At 63.1% G+C, this 19773-nt stretch carries 18 protein-coding genes; 10 read left to right on the plus strand and 8 right to left on the minus strand.

Annotated features, from left to right (window positions below; all coding sequences use genetic code 11):
- The first annotated feature begins 107 nt into the window (after nt 1–107).
- A complete protein-coding gene (locus LMTR21_RS01315) occupies nt 108–950 on the plus strand; it encodes an SDR family NAD(P)-dependent oxidoreductase (protein ID WP_065750451.1) in 843 nt (280 codons plus the stop codon).
- A gap of 126 nt (nt 951–1076) precedes the next feature.
- A complete protein-coding gene (locus LMTR21_RS01320) occupies nt 1077–1568 on the plus strand; it encodes a cupin domain-containing protein (protein WP_065750452.1) in 492 nt (163 codons plus the stop codon).
- A gap of 78 nt (nt 1569–1646) precedes the next feature.
- Here the strand turns inward: LMTR21_RS01320 and LMTR21_RS01325 are convergent, their stop codons facing one another.
- Complete coding sequence (locus LMTR21_RS01325; protein ID WP_065750453.1) at nt 1647–3023, minus strand: cytochrome P450; 1377 nt, start codon at nt 3021–3023, stop codon at nt 1647–1649.
- Between the two features lie 156 nt (nt 3024–3179).
- Between LMTR21_RS01325 and LMTR21_RS01330 the strand changes: the two genes are divergently transcribed.
- Complete coding sequence (locus LMTR21_RS01330) at nt 3180–4073, plus strand: hypothetical protein (RefSeq protein ID WP_430642517.1); 894 nt, start codon at nt 3180–3182, stop codon at nt 4071–4073.
- A gap of 155 nt (nt 4074–4228) precedes the next feature.
- On the opposite strand, the gene LMTR21_RS01335 is transcribed toward LMTR21_RS01330, so the two are convergent.
- Both LMTR21_RS01335 and LMTR21_RS01340 read right to left on the minus strand, forming a co-directional pair.
- Nucleotides 4229–5470, minus strand: a complete 1242-nt coding sequence (locus LMTR21_RS01335; RefSeq protein ID WP_057862766.1) for an LLM class flavin-dependent oxidoreductase — start codon at nt 5468–5470, stop codon at nt 4229–4231.
- A 50-nt stretch (nt 5471–5520) separates the two neighbouring features.
- Nucleotides 5521–5763, minus strand: a complete 243-nt coding sequence (locus tag LMTR21_RS01340; RefSeq protein ID WP_141688059.1) for a hypothetical protein — start codon at nt 5761–5763, stop codon at nt 5521–5523.
- A gap of 167 nt (nt 5764–5930) precedes the next feature.
- Here LMTR21_RS01340 and LMTR21_RS01345 point away from each other — a divergent pair, with 167 nt between their 5' ends.
- Nucleotides 5931–7337, plus strand: a complete 1407-nt coding sequence (locus LMTR21_RS01345) for an MFS transporter (protein WP_065750454.1) — start codon at nt 5931–5933, stop codon at nt 7335–7337.
- Between the two features lie 126 nt (nt 7338–7463).
- The gene (locus LMTR21_RS01350; RefSeq protein WP_065750455.1) at nt 7464–8675 is read left to right on the plus strand and encodes an extracellular catalytic domain type 1 short-chain-length polyhydroxyalkanoate depolymerase; all 1212 of its coding nucleotides are present in this window, start codon (nt 7464–7466) and stop codon (nt 8673–8675) included.
- A gap of 33 nt (nt 8676–8708) precedes the next feature.
- On the opposite strand, the gene LMTR21_RS01355 is transcribed toward LMTR21_RS01350, so the two are convergent.
- Complete coding sequence (locus LMTR21_RS01355; RefSeq protein WP_065750456.1) at nt 8709–9389, minus strand: MBL fold metallo-hydrolase; 681 nt, start codon at nt 9387–9389, stop codon at nt 8709–8711.
- A gap of 184 nt (nt 9390–9573) precedes the next feature.
- Here LMTR21_RS01355 and LMTR21_RS01360 point away from each other — a divergent pair, with 184 nt between their 5' ends.
- Entirely contained in the window at nt 9574–10389 is an 816-nt protein-coding gene (locus LMTR21_RS01360; RefSeq protein WP_065750457.1) for an RMD1 family protein, read from the plus strand.
- A 100-nt stretch (nt 10390–10489) separates the two neighbouring features.
- Here the strand turns inward: LMTR21_RS01360 and LMTR21_RS01365 are convergent, their stop codons facing one another.
- Nucleotides 10490–11611 carry a vWA domain-containing protein gene (locus LMTR21_RS01365; protein ID WP_065750458.1) on the minus strand — a complete coding sequence of 374 codons (1122 nt, stop codon included), beginning with the start codon at nt 11609–11611 and terminating at the stop codon, nt 10490–10492.
- 156 nt (nt 11612–11767) lie between these two features.
- Here LMTR21_RS01365 and LMTR21_RS01370 point away from each other — a divergent pair, with 156 nt between their 5' ends.
- Nucleotides 11768–12256: an MmcB family DNA repair protein gene (locus LMTR21_RS01370; RefSeq protein WP_065750459.1), complete on the plus strand. Its 489-nt coding sequence runs from the start codon at nt 11768–11770 to the stop codon at nt 12254–12256.
- A 31-nt stretch (nt 12257–12287) separates the two neighbouring features.
- Here LMTR21_RS01370 and LMTR21_RS01375 read toward each other — a convergent pair whose 3' ends face one another.
- From LMTR21_RS01375 to LMTR21_RS01385, 3 genes are all read right to left on the minus strand, one after another.
- Nucleotides 12288–14009 (minus strand): SulP family inorganic anion transporter, encoded by a 1722-nt coding sequence (locus LMTR21_RS01375; RefSeq protein WP_065750460.1) that lies wholly within the window; start codon nt 14007–14009, stop codon nt 12288–12290.
- Between the two features lie 249 nt (nt 14010–14258).
- Complete coding sequence (locus LMTR21_RS01380) at nt 14259–14813, minus strand: ActR/PrrA/RegA family redox response regulator transcription factor (protein ID WP_057852373.1); 555 nt, start codon at nt 14811–14813, stop codon at nt 14259–14261.
- Between the two features lie 119 nt (nt 14814–14932).
- Complete coding sequence (locus LMTR21_RS01385) at nt 14933–16267, minus strand: ActS/PrrB/RegB family redox-sensitive histidine kinase (RefSeq protein ID WP_065750461.1); 1335 nt, start codon at nt 16265–16267, stop codon at nt 14933–14935.
- Nucleotides 16268–16554: 287 nt separating this feature from the next.
- Here LMTR21_RS01385 and LMTR21_RS01390 point away from each other — a divergent pair, with 287 nt between their 5' ends.
- The 3 genes from LMTR21_RS01390 to LMTR21_RS01400 all read left to right on the plus strand — a co-directional run bounded on the left by LMTR21_RS01390 (nt 16555) and on the right by LMTR21_RS01400 (nt 19641).
- Complete coding sequence (locus LMTR21_RS01390; RefSeq protein ID WP_065750557.1) at nt 16555–17352, plus strand: ABC transporter ATP-binding protein; 798 nt, start codon at nt 16555–16557, stop codon at nt 17350–17352.
- A gap of 47 nt (nt 17353–17399) precedes the next feature.
- Nucleotides 17400–18167: an ABC transporter permease gene (locus LMTR21_RS01395; protein ID WP_430642616.1), complete on the plus strand. Its 768-nt coding sequence runs from the start codon at nt 17400–17402 to the stop codon at nt 18165–18167.
- A gap of 124 nt (nt 18168–18291) precedes the next feature.
- Nucleotides 18292–19641, plus strand: a complete 1350-nt coding sequence (locus LMTR21_RS01400) for a polyhydroxyalkanoate depolymerase (protein ID WP_065750463.1) — start codon at nt 18292–18294, stop codon at nt 19639–19641.
- Nucleotides 19642–19773 lie beyond the last annotated feature (132 nt).

Raw genomic sequence — 19773 nt, forward strand, 5'->3', positions numbered from 1 at the left:
AGGTCGCAAACCGGCCCGGTGCCTGAGGGAACGCGATGGAACAAGCGCGCTTGCCTTGCCGGCAAGAGGCGGGAATATTGGCGTCAACCAATATCGGGGGGAACAGCATGGGACGGCTGGACGGCAAGGTCGCGGTGATCACGGGTGCGACGAGCGGCATCGGATTGCGTACCGCCGAGATCTTCGTCGCAGAGGGCGCGAAAATCGTCATCGCCGGCCGCCGCGCGCCGGAAGGCGAGGCGCTGGCCAGGAAGCTCGGCGCTACTTGCATCTTCCGCCAGACCGATGTCACGGTGGAAGCGCAGATGAAGGCGCTGATCGATCTCTCGGTGGAAAAATTCGGCCGCATCGATTGCCTGTTCAACAATGCCGGCGGTCCGGCGCAGACCGGCGGCATCGAAGGCCTCGAGGTCGAGCGGTTTGATGCGGCGATGGCGACGCTGATTCGCAGCGTGATGCTCGGCATGAAGCATGCGGCGCCTTACATGCGCAAGCAGGGCTCCGGCAGCATCATCAACAACGGCAGCATCGCCGGCACGCTGGCTGGCTATTCATCGTCGATGGTCTATAGCGCGGCCAAGGCCGCCGTCATCCACCTCACCAGATGCGTGGCGATGGAACTCGGCGAATCCAACATTCGCGTCAATTCGATTTCGCCCGGCGCGATCGCGACCGGTATTTTCGGCAAAGCTCTGGGCCTGTCGGTGGAAGCCGCCGAAAAGACCCCGGCCGTGATGCGCGAGGTCTACAAATCGGCGCAGCCGATCCCGCGCGCCGGCCTGCCGGATGACATTGCGCACGCGGCGGTGTTTCTGGCCAGCGACGAATCTTCCTTCGTCAACGGCCATGATCTTGTGGTCGACGGCGCCATGATCGGCGGCCGCAACTGGAGCCAGCAGCAGCAGGGTTATGTCATGCTGAAGAAGGCGTTCGATCAGGGCGCGGGGTAGTGGCCACACCGTCATTGCGAGCGAAGCGAAGCAATCCATCGCGCGGCATACCGGACAGGTGGATTGCTTCGTCGCTTTCGCTCCTCGCAATGACGGCGATATACTGAGAAAAGGGGAGAGACGCAAATGTCTGCAACATTCCAGCAATCACCATCCGAAGGCCGTCCGTTTTATCTCGCCATCGTCGCCGGCCTCGCCTGCGCCTTCGTCATCGGCAAGACGCTGCCGTCGACCATGGATGCGGTCTCGGCGATCATCGAGCCGCTCTGCGCCAACAGCGTGACCGGCTCGCAGGATGTCGTCGAGCCGATCAGCTCGCATGCGCTTCCGAACGTGGCGGGCAAGCGCGTCACCATCGTGCGCGTGTTCTATGGCCCCGGCGGCTTTACGCCGCCGCACCAGCATTCCGGCTCCGTCACCGCCTATATCACCAAGGGCGAGATCCGCTCGCAATTGGCCGGTGGTCCGGTCGAGACGTTTGGGGTCGGCCAGTCGTTCTTCGAGCCGCCCGGCTCGACCCATCTGATTTCGGCCAATGCCAGCATGACCGAACCGGCGGAATTGATCGCAGTGTTCGTGGCAGATGAGGGCGCGCAACTCACGACGCTGGTGAAGTAGCGGCAAATCGTAGGGTGGGCAAAGCCAACGGGTCGCGCGAATGCGCGACCCGTTGGCTTTGCCACCCTACGCATATGGCTAAACCGCCTTCACCACCACCCGCAGCCCATCCCGCGGTTTCGGGATCGGCCACATCTGCCAGTCTGCCTTGTAACCGGGCTCCAGCGACACTTCGAGATTCTGCAGGAAATGCCGCGCGAAGCATTTCGCCTGCATATAGGCGAAGTGCAGGCCGAGGCACATATGCGCACCGCCGCCGAACGGCACCCAGGCGAAGCGGTTGCGGGCGCGCTGCGCCTCCTCGGAGAAACGCATCGGATCGAACTTGTCGGGCTCGGGCCAGATCTCCGGCATATGGTGCGTGAACAGCGGGTTGGCGCCGACCAGCGTGCCAGCGGGAACGTTGTATCCCCGAAACGAAAAGTCGCGCACCGCGCGGCGCGGCATCGACGGCACCGGCGGCTTCAGCCGCAGCGCTTCCTTGAAGGCCATTTCCGACAGCGGCATCTTTTCGAGATTGTCGAGGCTGGAAGGATCGTTGGCCTCGATGCCGAGGCCTTTGACTTCCTCGCGCAACCGCTGCTGCCATTCGGGGTGGGCGGCAAGCTCGCCGACAAAGGAGGTCAGTGACGATGTCAGCGTGTCATGCGCCGCCATCATCAGAAAACTCATGTGGTCGATGATGTCCTGGGTCGACAGCAGCGCGCCGTTCTCGTGCGTCGCCTGGCATAGCTGCGAGAACAGGTCGTCGCCGCCGCCGCGCGCGCGGCGGATCGGTATCTGCTCGGCGAAGTAGGCAACGATCCGCTTGCGGCCGGCAACGCCGCGGCCCATCTGCGTGAACGGCAGCGGCCGCCGGATCGGCGCCACGGCCGCGGCCACCATATCGACGAAGGCGCGGGTGATCTCGTCGACCTCCGGCCCGATATCGGCGCCGAGGAACGACGTCGCCGCCAGATCGAGCGTGAGCTGCTTCATCGCCGGATACACCAGCATCTCGCCCGGCTTCGCCTTCCACTGCTTGACCCGCGCGGCAATGCCGCGGTCGAGATCGACGAGATAGGACTTCATCGGCCCCGACTTGAACGCCACCGACAGCGCGCGGCGGTGCAGGCGGTGCTCTTCAAAATCCAAGAGCATCAGCCCGCGCGGAAACAACAGGCCGAGGATCGGTCCCCAGCCATGGGTGGAGGAGAACAGGCGTGCCTGGTCGAACAGCACGAGCTCGTTGGCATCGGGCCCGAGCATCGTCACGCTGGTCTCGCCGAACAGATGGGTGCGGTAGATCAGGCCGTATTTGGCGGCCGACTTCTCGATCTGTCCTTTGGGGTCGGCCAGCACCGCCAGCGTGTTGCCGATAAACGGCCAGCCCTCGTTGCCGGGAATATGCCGCAACGCCTTGGGGTTCGGCGGCACCGGAATATTAACTGATGAAGCCACATTCTGCATCGACATGGCAATTGCTCCGGGCGATCTGCGAAAATCGCAAATATTATCCACCGTGTCGGTGGCTTTGTCGCGGCTTTAAATATCGGCCGGGCAGCCGCGCCTGGCTGCCCCCGGGCGTAACTCCTTGTTTAGCCGCAGCAAAGCCTGCGTTCGGCCGGCGCCATGCCCGGGATGTTCCAGATCGCGTCACAAAGCCGCGAGCATGTGGTAGGGTGCGCCAAAATCAAATGGTCAGGGGGTAGATGTGCCGCGGATGCTTGGATTGCTCGTGCTGGCGCTGGTTACGCTCAGCGGAAATTCGTTGGCGCAGGCCCAGACCAAACCCTTGGTCAAAACGCTGGGGCCGGATTTTCCCAAGACCGAAATCTTCATCGGCAACAGCTTCTTCTACTACAACAACAGCATGCACAGTCACGTGCTGGCGATGCAACGCGCCGCCGACGCCGACAACAAGCAGGCCTACCGCGCCACCTCGTCACCATCAGCGGCTCCGGCATCGACTGGCATGATGTCGAAAGCTATTTCCGCCCCAAGGCGATCGGCTCCTATTCCTTCGACGAGAACAACAACGTCGTCTTCAACAAGCTCGATAAGTTGTTCGACGTTGCCATCATGATGGATTGCAGTCAGTGCCCGGTCCATCCGACGCTCAAGTCGGTATTCACCGAGTTTGCCAAAAAGAACAGCGAGATCGTGCGCGCCAAGGGCGCCAAACCGGTGTTCTTGATGTCCTGCGCCTATGCCGACAAGCCGGAAATGATGGCGCAACTCGCCGAGGCCTATACGATCGCAGGCAATGCAAACAATGCGCTGGTGATCCCGGCGGGCCTTGCCTTTGCGAAAGCGCTCGACAAGCAGCCCGAGATCAGTCTGTACGCCGCCGACAAGCGCCATCCGAGCCTGGCCGGCACTTATCTCGCCGCCTGCGTGGTCTTTGCGGCGCTCACCGGGCGCTCGCCGGTCGGCAACGCCCATCTCGCCGGCCTCGACGGAAAAACTGTAGCGTTCCTGCAGAACATCGCGTGGGACACCGTGCAGGAATATTACGGGAAGTAGGGGGCTTCTGGCTCGCGAATAGAGCGACGCTGCTAACCCCGTCATTGCGAGGAGCGCAGCGACGAAGCAATCCATCTATCCCCGAGTTGAGGGATGGATTGCTTCGCTTCGCTCGCAATGACGGGGGAGAGATCTCCGCGCCCCTTACAAAGCCATCACGCCTTGCGCTTCGCCGCTTCCTTCTGCAGATCCGGCGCGTTAATGGTCGGGATCGCCACCCGGCCCGGGCCGGTGTGCTGCAAGGCGGCTGCCGCCTTTTCGTTCTCCATGATCTTGGCCATCACGGCCTGGCCCGCGCGCTCGAACACCGCGCGATTCTCGATCAGGAATTTCTGCGACTCGCGCAGCTTGGCGACATAGCCGTTGATCTCCGGGATGACGTAGCGCGCCACCATGTCCCAGCTTCGGCGGGTGTTTTCCGGGTTGGCCCAGTCGTGCACGAAGCCGATGATGGCGCCGACGCCGCCCGAGACGTGCATCAGGTTCTTGATGGTTTTGACCAGATCGTCCGGCGTGCCGATGGTGGAGGCGGCATTCTCGCCGCCGGCCGTCTTCTCGAGCGCATCCTCTGGCGAGGTGAACGGCTCCAGCCCCGGCCGCTGCAGCGTGCGGACATTATATTCATTGTGCCAGCGCATCAGGCCGGCGCCGGCCTCGCGCTGCGCCTGCTCGCGGGTCTCGGCGATGTGCCAGCTCAGGAGCACGCGCCAGTCGGAGCGGCTCACCGTGGTGCCGGCTTTCTTCGCGGCATCCTCGGCAAAGCCCCATTGCGTTGGCAGCGCCATCAGGCCCTGCGTCGACATCGAGCCGAGCGAGATGATGCCGATGCCGTATTTGCCGGCCAGCGTCATGCCCGAGGGCGAGATTTGCGATGCCACCACGAACGGCATGTCTTCCTGCAGCGGCAGCAATTGCAGCGCGGCGTCCTGCATGGTGAACCAGTCGCTCTTGGCGGTGACGCGCTCGCCCTTGAACAGGCGGCGGATGATCGCGATCGCTTCGTCCTGACGGTCACGCTGTGTCATCGGATCGATGCCGAGCGTGTGCGCGTCGGAGGCGAGCGCGCCCGGCCCCGAGCCGAAGATGGCGCGGCCGCCGGTCATCCAGTCGAGCTGCACCATGCGCTGCGCCACGTTGTAGGGGTGATGATAGGGCAGCGAAACCACGCCGGTGCCGAGCTTGATGCGCTTGGTGCGCTCGCCGGCCGCCGCCAAGAACATTTCGGGTGAAGCGATCATTTCCCAGCCCGAGGAATGGTGCTCGCCGCACCAGAACTCGTCATAGCCGAGCGCGTCGATCTGCTCGACAAAGTCGAGGTCGCGGCGGAACTGGAGCAGCGGATTCTCGCCGATCGGGTGATGCGGGGCGAGAAAGGCTCCGAACTTCAGGCGTGCCATGGGGTTTGCTCTCCGAAATTATTGTTCTTTGGATTTGCTCGGCAGCAAACCTACGGGGTGGGCAAGGGCAAGGCAATGCTGCGAGACCGCAACCAGCGCATGGTTGTCGCGCGGCCCGGCTGACATGCCGCCGCCCGGAATTCCCGTTCCTGATACTCTGTCAAACAGGCGGTCAGGCACACGGGGTCCGACGGCATTGGCAACCGCTGCGGGTTGGCCGATGCGCCTTCGGCAAGGGAAACGGCCAGCATTGCGGCGAGAGCGGCGGGCAGCAATTTCGAAACGGCAGGCATGAAGCTTCCTTGAACCATCTTTGGGCGCAAACGGCGATGCTGCTTGGTTGCAGGCCGCGGGAGCTGCGTTCACGGACGCGGGTGATCGCTTACCTCCGGGGTAATCGCTGAGATGACCGCGGCCTGAGATCATCCGGCGCAAGAATTCCCGGACAAGGCCCATCCTCATGCATCAGATCGTCTCAACTCCCGTCGATACCTCGCGCCGCTGGTTCGTGCTCGCGACCGTGGTCGCGGCGCAATTCATGTTTGGGGTCGATGCCTTCATCGTCAACGTGGCGATCCCGACCATTGCGGTTGAGCTGCACGCGAGCGCGGCGCAGATCGAGGCGGTCATTGCAATTTATCTCATCGCCTATGCCACGCTGGTCATCACCGGCGGGCGGCTTGGCGACATCTACGGCACACGCAACGTCTTCATCGCGGGCGTAGCCGGCTTCACCGTCACCTCGCTGTGGTGCGCGCTCGCGCAATCCGGGCCCGAATTGATCGTGGCGCGGCTGGCGCAGGGCGCAACCGCGGCGTTGATGGTGCCGCAGGTGCTCGCCACTATTCATCTGCTGTTTGCGGATGCCTCGCGCGGGCGCGCCTTCGGCATTTACGGCATCGTGCTCGGGCTGGCCGGGGCGGCCGGTTTTCTGCTCGGCGGCCTCCTGGTGACGCTTGATCTGGCAGGCGTCGGCTGGCGTGCGGTGTTTTTCGTCAACGTGCCCTTCGGCGCCGTCATCATCGCAGCCGCCTGCAAGATCATGCCGATGGCGCCACGCCGGGCCGGCACGCGGCTGGATATATCAGGTGCCATCGTGCTGTTTCTCGGTCTGCTGTGCCTGATCGGCCCACTGCTGTTAGGCCATGATGTTCACTGGTCGCCGTGGGTCTGGCTAGTGATGGCGGCGGGTCTCGTCATTGTCGCCGGCTTCCTGCGGCTGGAGCGGGCGGTCGCCCGCCGCGGCGGCATGCCGCTGATCGATCTGGCGCTGCTGTCGGATGCCGCGTTCATGCGTGGGTTGCTCGCGGTGTTCTTTTTCTTCTTCGCCAACCTCTCGTTCTACCTGGTCATGACGATCTACCTGCAGAAGGGACTGCACATTCCGCCGCTGCGGGCGGGGCTGGCCTTCCTGCCGCTGGCGCTCACCTTCGTGGCCGCCTCGCGGCATGGTGGAATACGCGCCAGACATCGTGGCACGCTGGTATTGATCGAGGGCTGCGCCGTGCAGATCGCGGGCCTTGCGGCGCTGGTCGCTGCAGTCGAATGGATCGAGGCGCCGTCTGCCATCGTGCTGGCGCTGGTGCTGACGGTCTTCGGGTACGGTCAGGGTCTTGTCATGGCGCCGCTGTCGAGCGCGGTGCTGTCGAGCGTCAAGCCGGCGAGCGCCGGTGCGGGCTCGGGCATGTACGGCACGACGGCGCAAATCGCCAACGCCGCCGGCGTGGCTGCAATCGGCGCGGTATTCTTCGCGATCGAATCAGCGCACTCCGCGCGACTGGCGTTGCTCGCTTCTGTCGCGCTGTTTGTCGCGTCGATCCTCGCCTGCGCCGCATTCCTGACATGGATGCGTCGGATCACGGGATGACAAATTAACGTCACCTGCCAAAATTTGATTGTGGGGAATGACAGTGCACGGCCTTTTTATTTTGCAGTGCAGCAACTATGTGTTCTGGATCGCGTGATCTAAGAACAATCGCCCCAGGAGCTGTCGTTGTCCCTCGCCAAGAACGTCGAATTCTTGCGCCATTTCCCGAAGCTGAACGGGTTCAATGGCCTGGGAATCTATGGCCGAAGCACATCGGCCGGGGCCCAGAGTCCGCTGGTCGAAATCAGCGGATTCGGTACCAATCCCGGCGCGCTCAAGATGTTCGCCCATGTGCCGGAGCAATTGTTGCCTGCACGCGCTCTTGTCGTCGTGCTGCACGGCTGCGGCCAGACGGCAACCGGTTACGATTTCGGCACCGGCTGGTCGACGCTCGCCAACCGCTACGGCTTCGCGTTGCTGATGCCCGAGCAGCAGGCGGCCAACAACGCCAATACCTGTTTCAACTGGTTCAATCCGGGCGACATCGCGCGCGGCCGCGGCGAGGCCGCGTCGATCCGGCAGATGGTTGCGCGCATGGTCGCCGATCACAAGCTCGATCCGCGCCGCATCTATGTGACCGGGCTTTCCGCCGGCGGCGCGATGACGTCGGTGTTGCTGGCGACCTATCCGGACGTGTTCGCGGGCGGTGCCATCATCGCCGGCCTGCCGTTCGGCATCGCCAGCAATGTCCGGGAAGCGCTCGGCGGCATGATGCAATCGACGTCGCGTCCCGCCGGCAAGCTCGGCGATCTCGTGCGCAAGGCCTCCAGGCACAAGGGGCCCTGGCCGAAAGTGTCGGTGTGGCACGGCACCGCCGACCGCACGGTGAACCCGGGCAACGCGAACGAGATCATCAAGCAGTGGCTCGACGTCCACGGTCTGCCGGCGGCGCCGATGTCGATCGGCGATGTCGACGGCTATCCGCGCGAAGTCTGGTGGAATGCCGACGGCGAGACCGTCGTCGAATCCTACACCATATCAGACATGGCCCACGGCACGCCGCTGGGGCTCTCCGGCAATGACGAGCGCTATGGCGCGGAAGGCACGTTTCTGATCGAGGCGGGGATTTCCTCGTCCTATCACATCGCCAATTTCTTCGGCCTCACTGAGCGCGTCAGTCCGGCCAGCGAAGCGGCCAAGCCGGCGCAGGCGCCGAAGGTCGTTGCATCGGCCGCGACGGAAACCCTGCAGTCGTCCGATCTTGCCGCCAAGCTCTGGTCGAGGTCTCACAAGCCGGTTCGCCAGCCCAAGCCGGCGCCGCGCGAACCGAAGCGCCGCGGCATCGATGTCAGCGGCGTCATCACCCGCGCGCTGACGGCCGCGGGATTGATGAAGTAGCCGCGCGCTACCGCATCAGGTCGTCAATTCGGCTCACATCTCGCCGGTGAGGAACGGATTGGTCAGCCGCTCCTGGCCGAGGCTGGAGCCGGCGCCATGGCCGCAGATGAAGCCGACGTCGTCGCCGAGCGGCAGCAGCTTTTCCTTGATCGAATTGATCAGCGTGGCGTGGCTGCCGCCGGGCAGGTCGGTTCGCCCGACCGAGCCGTTGAACAGGACGTCGCCGACATGGGCGAAGCGCAATTCCTTGTTGAAGAACACCACGCTGCCCGGTGAGTGGCCGGGGCAGTGCAGGATGTCGAAGGTGAGGTCGCCGATCGAGACCTGATCGCCTTCGTCGAGCCAGCGGTCGGGCCCGAAATTGCGCACCCCGGTCATGCCGAAGCGCTCGCCGCTCGAGACGACGTTGTCGAGCAGGAATTTGTCGGCGATATGCGGGCCTTCGATCTTCACCTGCAGCGCGTCGCGCAATTCGGCGGCGCCGCCGACATGGTCGATATGGCCGTGCGTCAGCCATATCTTCTCGACCGTGACGCCGGTCTGCTTGATCGCCTCCAGAATCCTCGGAACGTCCCCACCGGGATCGATCACCACAGCCTTCTTGGAAGGCTCGTGCCAGATGATGGTGCAATTCTGCTCGAACAGCGTCACCGGCACGATCATCGCGCCGGCCTTCGCCTGGGTTTCGGCCTGGGTATCGGTTTTGTTGTCCATGGGGGCACCATATTCATCCCGGGAAGGTGGTCAACACGGGTTTGTAATCATCGTGTTACCGGCGTGTGATGCACACGGCTCCGTGATAGGTTGTGTGTGGTTTGAAGGCTCGGCGTGCGGTGCCGGATAGCGCCGCCGCCGGCCAGTTCCGGGGGGCATCGTGGTTTCGGCAGTTGGGACTTCCATGAGCCAGGCTTCTGCGTCGCCGCTGGTCGGGCCCCGTATCACTGCCCGCGCCTTCTTCGTCAGCGAGCGGCTGAATATGTCGGGCCTCGAGCGCGGCGATGTCCTTGCCACCATACCGCTTGCGTTTCGCGTCAATGCGAATGGCGTCGCTATCCTGTTCCGCTATGGCGTGGTGGTCCTGATCGGGCTGAATGCGCTGGAAGAGGAGGAGTTCCTACGCGGCCTGGAACATCGGATGACGGGCAAGCTCGCGCGACGCGACGAGGAAATCGCCATCATCGAGCTGGCTCCGGAAAAGGAAGACCAGATCCCGCCCGGCGGCCCGATCTGCCTGCAGAGCCTTTCGCCCGACAGGCTTATCCTGATCGGCGAGGCGTTGGCGAAGAGTGTCGTTCTGGCGCGGCACGAACGCGAAGTCGCCAGCGTCTTTGACACGACCGAACCGTTCGCGCGGGAACTGGCGCGGAGCGGGCGCATGCGCGGCAGCCGTCGCTCGATCCTGCAAAATATTGGAAGCGCGCTTCTGGTGCGGCACCGGGTGTCGGGGCCGGTCGAAGTGGAAGAGAAGCCCGACGTGCTCTGGGACAAGCCGCATCTGGAACGGCTGTATGCCCGGCTGGAGGACGAGTACGAACTCAAGGAGCGCGCGGAATCGCTGAACGGCAAGCTCGCCGTGATCGCCGAGAGTGCGCAGGTGTTGACCGATATCATCGATACGCGGCGCTCGCTGCGGCTCGAGGTGATTATCGTGCTTCTGATTCTGTTCGAAGTTCTGGTGACGATCTATCAGCTCGCCATGGGCCGACACACCTGAGTGAGGGCGGTCATTCCGGGGCGGCTCGGAGAGCCGAACCCGGAATCTCGAGATTCCGGGTTCGATGCTTCGCATCGCCCCGGAATGACGGGTTATTACCTCACCGCTTGATCTGCGCCTTCAGCGTATCCTCGACGACGCGGTCGAACGAGGATGTTTTCGGCGCCGCCTTGGCGCGCTGGTCGGCAACATACTTGTCACGCTTGGCGACCAGCGCCGAAAGCTTCTCGTTGAGTGCCTTGCGCTGGGTCATCTGCTTGTTGACTTCGTCCATGCGCTGTTCGGGCTTCAGCGCGCGCAGATTGTCGGGCAGCTCTTCCTCCTTGATTGCGGAGATGCTGCTGCGGCCGGCCGTGACATCGGCGACGAGATCGCCGTTGCCGGTGACGGCTTCGGACGTCACCTTCGAGCGCTTGTTGAGATAGCTTGCCATTTCCGAGGCCTGCGCGGGCGCTGCGGCGGCGACGTCGGACAATTGCTTGGTCTTGCCCTCGGTGCGTTTCTGCAGGTGTTTCGGTCCGTAGGGGATCACGGTGCCGTTGATCTCGCGCTGCAGGATGATGATCTCCTCGTCGAACGGCGTCTCGATCAGCACCACTTCGCCGCCGTCCTGCGGGATCGGAATGAAGCGGCCGTTGCCGTTCTGGGCGATATCGCGCCAGATCCGCGCGGTGTCCTGGGCGTTGCCGGCCAGCACCGCGTTGACGATGATGTCCCTCTGCTTCGCCACGGAGAGCGTGACCGGATACTTGGTGTCCTGCGCATAATCCATGTGCGGCGGCGCGTCGCCGACCAGGAATACGATCCGCCTGACATCGCCGCCGCTGGTCCATTGCAGCTTGTTGACGGCAACGTCGAGCGCCTCGTTGACACTCTCCGGCCAGTCGCCGCCGCCGCGCGCCTTCAACTCCAGGAGATGGGCGTAGAGATCCTGGATGTCGGTGGTGAGGTCGATCTTCCTGGTGACGTAGTCGTCGCCGATGTCGCGATAGGCGACGAGGCCCATGCGGATGTCGGCGTCGGGATTGGAATCGACGATGGCTGTGGCAATGGACCAGATCTTGCGCTTGGCGCCTTCGATCAGACCGCCCATCGAGCCGGTGGTATCGAGCACGAAGGCGACTTCGACGGCGGGCTTGGCGATGGCCTGTGACAGGCCGGCGGAGAGAGGGAGGGTGGCGAGAGCGAATGCGAGCGAGCGAAGGGTGTTGCGTGACTTCATGGATCTCCTCCAGATGTTTCGTCCTCTCGGAACCCAAGTTCCACCGCCTCGCGGTGGGCTGTGGCCGAAAACAAGGCGGGCCGGGGTCGAAATTGCGGCTGACGGTGCGCTGGTCCGACTGTTGGACGGTCCGAAATCGGTTATGGTTCGAGCGTCATGGAATCATCACCCGCCCGCCACATCAGTCTCGTGCCCGCGCCCGATCGCCGCCAGTCGGAGACGGCGCTGGCGATCGCACGCGGCACCGCGCGGCTGTTACGGTCGCTGGGATTTTCCTGCGTCAGCGAGCTGCCGCTGCCGTCGGGCCGGCGCGCCGACCTGGTGGCGCTGAACGAGCGCGGCGAAATCTGGATCGTCGAGATCAAGTCGTCGGTGGAGGATCTGCGCGCCGACCAGAAATGGCAGGACTACCGGATGCATTGCGACCGGCTGTTCTTCGCCTTCACGCAGGATCTGCCATGCGAGATATTTCCTGAAGATACCGGCCTGATCATCGCCGATGCCTATGGCGCCCATCTGCATTGCGAAGCGCCGGAGCATCGGCTGCCGGCGGCCACGCGCAAATCGATGACGGTGCGGTTTGCAATGGCCGCCGCGCAGCGCATCAACCGCCTGGTCGATCCGCAGGGGCATAGCGAGTTTTAGCCGGCGAAGCAGGCGGGCCGCTTCAAGCCGCCTACCGGGTGGCTTGGTCCTCCCAGTCCTCCCACTCTACGTCATGGACTTCCAGGTAGCTGGAAACGGCTGCGCCGACGGTGAGGAAAAAGCAATTCTCGCCAAGCTGCGCCAACAAACCGAATTTTCTCAGCTTGTCCTTCACGGGATCCTTGAGTTCGGCAAAACAAAGCTCAATTCCCTGTGCGTGCAACGCCTCGTCCAGTTCAGCGAGCGTATCACCGGCAGTGACGTCCACGCTGGTGACCGGCTCCGCCGCAACGACCAGCCAACGTACTGATGTCGGCGACTTCGCCACCGCATCCAGCGCGCGCTCCTTGAAAAATTCGGCATTGGCGAAGAACAGGGGCGCATCCCACCGGAACAGGACCAGCCCGGGAATCTGGCGTGCATCCGGATATCTCGTGATGTCGTGATAACCTTTCACGCCGTCGGCGCGGCCCAACACGGCGGAGTGGGGACGCCACCCGTCCCATAGAAACTCGGCAATGGCGATGGCGATTGCCAGACCTATTCCCGGAATCACGCCGAGCACAGCGACGCCGACAAAGCAGACGATCGAAAGCCAGAACTCCCACCGCTGAATGCTGTAGATGCGCTTGAGATCGGTGATCTCAATCAAGCTGATCGCTGCTGCGATGACGACGGCGGCCAATGCCGCGTTGGGCAAATGTTGAAGGAGGTTCGGCGTCACCAGCAGAAGGAAGGCGATGGCGAGCGCACCAACGACACTGGTCAGTTGGGTGCGGGCGCCGGCGGCTTCGGCAACAGGCGTACGCGAACTGCTGCTGCTGATCGGAAAACCCTGGAAAAGTCCGGTTGCCAGATTGGCGGCGCCGAGCGCCACCATTTCCTGGTTGGGGTCGACCCGATCGCCCAATCGTGCGGCATATGACCGCGAGAGCACGCTGGTGTCAGCAAAGGAAACCATGGCGACTGCGCAACCGCCGATCAGCACCGGGATGACGTCGGCGGGGCCGATCCAGGGAACGGCGAAGCCGGGCAGCCCCAGCGCAAGGGGGCCCAGGACCGTCACGTCGTAACGCGTCGCAAGATCCAGCGCAGCGACAACGGCTGTTGCCCCGACGACTGCAATCAGGACGACTGGCAGTCGCTTGTATCTCTGAAGCAGCAGGATGACCGCCAACGTGCCGAGCCCAATCCCGGCGGCGGCCCAGTTGGTCTTTCCGTCAAAGACGGCGCGGGCGGTCGCCCATAGGCTCCGCAAAGGTCCGTCGCTCTCGATCGAGAAGCCGAAGAGCTTCGGCAGTTGGCTGATCAATACGGTCAGCGCAATTCCGTTCATGTAGCCGTAGCGTATCGGCTTCGAAAGCAGCTCGGTCACAAAGCCCAGACGCGCGACGCCAGCCAGAATGCATATCGTTCCGGAAACGATTGCCATCATGGCGGCCAAGGTTGCGGCGCGGAGGGGATCGCCACCCGACAACGGAACGAGAACGCCAAGGATAATAGCTGCAAGTGCCGAGTCCGGTCCCAGGACAAGGATGCGGCTTGGGCCGAATAATGCGTAGACAATGAGCGGTATGATCGTCGCGTACAGACCGTAGATGCCGGGCAAGCCCGAGGCCTCCGCGTAGGCGATGCCAACCGGGACCAGCATGGCTGCCAGCACGAGCCCGGCAAGTATATCGTGCCTGAGCCACGCCGCTTCATATCGGCGGAGGGTGTCGAGACCTGGCAGCCAGCGCATCCAATGCTTCATGGCCGGTCACTCCAAGCGCGGGCGGGCTCGCTAGCTTGGGCTGCGACTGCGATTGGCCCAGCCGGAATACAGTCGAGGCTGTTGCACCCCGCGGCAAGCGAAAAAATCTGATCCGCTTAGGAGCAACCGTTACCGGTGATGCAATCGGAGAGCAGATATCGTAGCCTGGATGAGCGAAGCGACATCCGGGGCCGGTGCTAATGAAATCCCGGATGTCGCTGCGCTCATCCGGGCTACAAGATCGGGAAGTCAGCGCGGCGCGCGCTTCGCGAGAATCCGCTGCAGGGTGCGGCGGTGCATGTTGAGGCGCCGCGCGGTTTCGGAGACGTTGCGATTGCACATCTCATAGATGCGCTGGATGTGCTCCCAGCGCACGCGATCCGCCGACATCGGGTTCGACGGCAGTTCGGATTTCTCGGTGCCGCTCGCAAGAAGCGCGGCGACGACGTCGTCGGCATCGGCGGGCTTGGAGAGATAATCCACCGCGCCCATCTTCACCGCCGTGACGGCGGTTGCGATGTTGCCGTAGCCGGTCAGCACGATGGTGCGCGCGTCGGGACGCTTGCGCTTCAGCGCCGATACCACGTCGAGCCCGTTGCCGTCGCCGAGCCGCAAGTCCACGACCGCAAAAGCCGGCGCGGCCTTGTTGATCTGCGCCAGTCCGTCGGACACGGTGTCGCAAGATGTCACCGCGAAGCCGCGGGTCTCCATCGCGCGCGACAGGCGCTCCAGAAACGGCTTGTCATCCTCGACGATCAACAGCGAGCGGTCGGCGAGATCGTTCAGTTCGGCGATGGCGTTCAAGGCAAGGTTTCCCGGTTGCGGATTCAGAGCACTATATAGAGCATATGGCGCGACGATTCAGCACTGCCAAGGGCTCCAAAGGTCGCGCGGCGCCGGTTTTCTCAATCCCAAACGGAATCCTAATTCTCTGATCCGGCAGCGGATTCGGTAGTTTCCGCGGCCTCGAAACGGGCGCGCGGCCATGCGATCTGCACCACGGCGCCGTGATCGGGAAAGGTCCGGTTGGAGAAGGATACCTTGGCGCCGGTGCGTTCCAGCAGCGTTCGAGCGATGAAAATGCCAAGCCCGAGGCCGGCACGTTCGCGATGGGCCTCATCGGCGCTACGGCGCCGGGACAAATAGGGTTCTCCGATCCTTTTCAGCATGTCGGGGGCGATGCCCGGCCCGTCGTCGGAAATGACGATTTCGACCGTATCGGCGTTCCACCAGGCGTTAACCTCTACCGTCGTCCGGGCGAAATCGACGGCATTCTCCAGGATGTTGCCGACGCCGTAGAGGATTGCCGGGTTCCGCGCGCCGACCGGCTCGCGCGTGGCTGCGACAGCAAGCCGCACCTTGATCGCGACGCCGAAATCCCGGTGTGGCGCCACCGCTTCCTCGATCAGCGTCGATATCGGCATCAGGTCAAACGGCGCGCCGGAGGAGGAGAGCTGGGTGATCTTGGCCAGGATGTCGCGGCAGCGCTGCGCCTGCTCGCGCAAAGTCTTGAGGTCGGAGGCGAGCTGACCGTTGCCCTCGATGGTCTTTTCCAGCTCCCGCGAAATCAGGAAGATCGTCGACAAGGGCGTGCCGAGTTCATGCGCGGCGGCAGCCGCAAGCCCGTCCAGCTGGGTCAGATGCTGCTCGCGCGTCAGCACCAGTTCGGTCGCGGCCAGCGCGTCAGAAAGCTTTCGTGCCTCCTCGGCCGCCTGGAATGCATAGAGCGAGGTGACGCCGATCGCGAGCACGATCGAAAGCCAGACGCCGAACAGGTAGATCGGCGGCAGCACCAGCGGGTCGTCACTGTCCCAGGGTAGCGGCAAATGGAAGAACACCAGCGCCGAGGCACAGGCGACCGCGAGCAGGCCGAGCCCGATCGTCAGCCGGATCGGCAGCACCGTCGCCGAGATCAGAACCGGCGCGAGGAACAGGAATGAAAACGGATTCTGCAAGCCTCCGGTCAGGAACAGGAGTGCAGCCAGTTCGACGATATTGAGCGCGAGCAGCGCCGCCGCATGGAGCGGTTCCAGCCGCTGCATCGGGTTGAAGGCCACCTGCAGCGCGAGATTTAGCAGTGCGGAGACCGCGACGACGGCGACACAGGCAATGACGGGAAAGTCGAACTCCAGCCCATGCGCCACGATGAAGATCGCGGTGAGCTGGCCGAGCGCCGCCAGCCAGCGCAGCCGGAGGATCGTATCGAGACGGACATAGCGGTGCGGCAGGCGGAAGTCGGAGGCTGCAACGTCGGACATGGCGGGAGTTTAGCCGTGCGGGGCAGCGATCACAAATTGCCCCGTTCGACGCATTCTTTCTGTCATGGCCGGGCATAGCCGTCCGAAGGACGGCGTCGCTACCGCTCGCCTATGTCCCGGCCATCCACGTCTTTCTTGCGGCGGCATCGAGAAGACGTGGATGCCCGGGAGCGCAGGCAAGTTTACGTAGTCTGCGCCAGGCAGACTACTATGCCCGGGCATGACGACGTTATATGACGAGCCTCACTTGCGCTCATCCCCGCAATGGCCCAATGAACGTCCCCGAAATGGTCGATAGCGAGACAGTGCCAGCGCCATCGCCCGCGGCCGGGCCGCAAGGTCCTGTGGCGATCGAGGTCGCGCATCTCATAAAACTCTACAAGACCACCCGGGCGGTGGATGACATCTCGTTCCGGATCGCGCGCGGCAGCGTCACCGGGCTGCTCGGCGGCAACGGCGCCGGCAAGACCACGACGATCGCGATGATCATGGGGCTAGTGCTGCCGACCTCGGGGCACGTGCAGGTGCTGGGACACGCGATGCCGGAGCAAAGCGCCGAGGTGCTCGGCCGGATGAATTTCGAGAGCCCTTATGTCGATATGCCGATGCGGCTCACGGTGCGGCAGAACCTCACCATCTTCGGCCGGCTCTATGCGGTGAAGGATCTCGCTGAGCGCATCGAACAGCTCGCTACCGACCTGGACCTGAAGGATTTCCTCGATCGCGCCAATGGAAAGCTGTCGGCCGGGCAGAAGACCCGCGTCGCGCTGGCAAAGGCGCTGATCAACCAGCCCGAGCTGCTGCTGCTCGACGAGCCGACCGCCTCGCTCGATCCCGATACCGCCGACTGGGTGCGGCAGCACTTGCAGAACTATCGCCGGAGCCATGACGCCACCATCCTGCTGGCGTCGCACAACATGCTGGAAGTGGAGCGGCTGTGCGACCGCGTCATCATCATGAAGCGCGGCCGTATCGAGGATGACGACAGCCCCGACCAGATCATGGCGCGCTACAACCGCACCACGCTGGAAGACGTGTTTCTTGACGTCGCGCGTGGCCGGGCGGCGAAGGTGACGTCATCGTGAGCGAGATCACAGCCCATCGCGCCATTTCCTGGCACCGTATCCAGGCGATGGTGCTGCGTTATTGGTATCTCCTGATGTCGTCCTGGCCGCGGCTCCTGGAGCTGATCTATTGGCCGGCGCTGCAGATCATCACCTGGGGCTTTCTGCAGAACTACATCGCGCAGAACGACAATTTCTTTGCCCGCGCCGGCGGCACGCTGATCGGCGCGGTGATCCTGTGGGATATCCTGTTCCGAGGCCAGCTCGGTTTTTCGATCTCGTTTCTCGAGGAGATGTGGGCGCGCAACCTCGGCAACCTGATGATGAGCCCGTTGAAGCCGATCGAGTTTCTGATCTCGCTGATGATCATGAGCCTGATCCGGCTTGCGATCGGCGTCATCCCGATGACGCTGCTGGCGTTGTTCTTCTTCGACTTCAATTTCTTCGCGATCGGGCTGCCGCTGATCGCGTTCTTCTGCAACTTGATCTTCACGAGCTGGTCGATCGGGATTTTCGTCTCGGGCCTTGTGCTGCGCAACGGGCTCGGGGCCGAGAGCATCGTCTGGACGCTGATGTTCGGCCTGATGCCGCTCGCCTGCGTCTATTATCCGGTCTCGGTGCTGCCCGGCTGGCTGCAATGGATCGCCTGGACGCTGCCGCCGACCTATGTGTTCGAGGGCATGCGCGCACTTCTCATTAATCAAACTTTCAGGAGCGATCTGATGGTCTGGTCGCTGGCCATCAACGTGGTGTTGTTGATTGCCTCCTTTGCGATCTTTCTTGCCCTTTTGCGCAGCGCCAAACGGGTAGGATCGCTGCTCGGGGGTGGCGAATAAGTCACTATTCCGGTGGATTCCGCGGCTTTTTGGCCTGTGTAGTACGTAGATATACTTATCGCTGCATTGACGCTTAATTTCGCATTTGGCAGCATGCTGCGACGCAAAACAGAGGTTAGAATAGATGCCGATTGGTGAGTTTGGCGGCGCACCGCCGCTGGTGGCCGAAGGCAGTCCGGCGTTCACGACGCCGATGTACTGGATGTACGAAATGGGCCACGCGTCGCTCAATCCGGCACGTGCGGTGACCGACGCCACCAAGATCCTGTTTCAAAACCCGCTTAATCCCTGGTCGCATACCGAAATCGGCAAGTCGATCGCCGCCGCCTGCGAATTGTTCGAGCGCACCACCCGCCGTTACGGCAAGCCCGAATGGGGCCTCGACTTCACCGAGGTCAACGGCGTCCGCACGCCGGTGGAGGTCCGCTCGATCTGGGAAAAGCCGTTCTGCCGCCTCCTGCATTTCGATCGCAAGCTGACGCGGCCGTTGCGCAACCCCCATCCGCGCGTGCTGATCGTGGCGCCAATGTCCGGCCATTACGCGACGCTGTTGCGCGGCACGGTCGAGGCGTTCCTGCCGACGCATGAAGTCTACATCACCGACTGGACGGATGCGCGCATGGTTCCTCTCACCGAGGGCCGCTTCGATCTCGACGACTATGTCGACTACGTCATCGAGATGCTGCACGTGCTCGGCGGCAACATGCATGTGATCGCGGTGTGCCAGCCCTCGGTCCCGGTGGTGGCGGCGGTTTCCGTGATGGAAGCCGCACGCGATCCATTCGTGCCGTTGTCGATGACCCTGATGGGCGGCCCGATCGATACCCGCCGCAACCCGACCGCGGTGAACAACCTTGCCGAAGAACGCGGCATCGAATGGTTCCGCAACCACGTCATCACCAAAGTGCCGTTCCCGCATCCCGGCGTGATGCGCGACGTCTATCCGGGCTTTTTACAGTTGTCCGGCTTCATCACCATGAATCTCGACCGCCACACCGACGCGCACAAGGCACTGTTCAACAACCTGGTGAAGGGCGACGGCGACATGGTCGACAAGCACCGGGAGTTCTACGACGAATACCTCGCGGTGATGGATCTCACGGCGGAGTATTACCTGCAGACGGTCGACGTCGTGTTCGTCAAGCATGCGCTGCCCAAGGGCGAGATGACCCATCGCGGCAAGCCGGTCGATCCCTCGAAGATCCACCGCGTGGCGCTGATGACGGTGGAAGGCGAGAAGGACGACATCTCAGGCCTCGGTCAGACCGAAGCGACACACGCTTTGTGCCCCCACATTCCCGATCATCGTCGCGTGCACTACGTGCAAAAGGGCGTCGGACACTATGGTGTGTTCAACGGATCGCGATTCCGTTCCGAAATCGTGCCGCGCATCTCCGATTTCATGATGTCAGCGGCGAATACCAACGTGTCAGCGGCCACTACCAAGCCAACACTGGTCCGTGCGGCCGAATAGTGCACCCGGCGCATCGCTCCCGGGCCGCCGATAAGTTGCTGAATAGATTCAAACATTCCAGATTTCGGTCGAATCAAGGGGTGAGTTCAGACTCACTCCTTGAGGCCGTTTTGGACCCCCGTTAGACCCCCG

It is taken from the genome of Bradyrhizobium paxllaeri, from assembly GCF_001693515.2.
In the GTDB taxonomy this organism is placed as follows: Bacteria; Pseudomonadota; Alphaproteobacteria; order Rhizobiales; family Xanthobacteraceae; genus Bradyrhizobium; species Bradyrhizobium paxllaeri.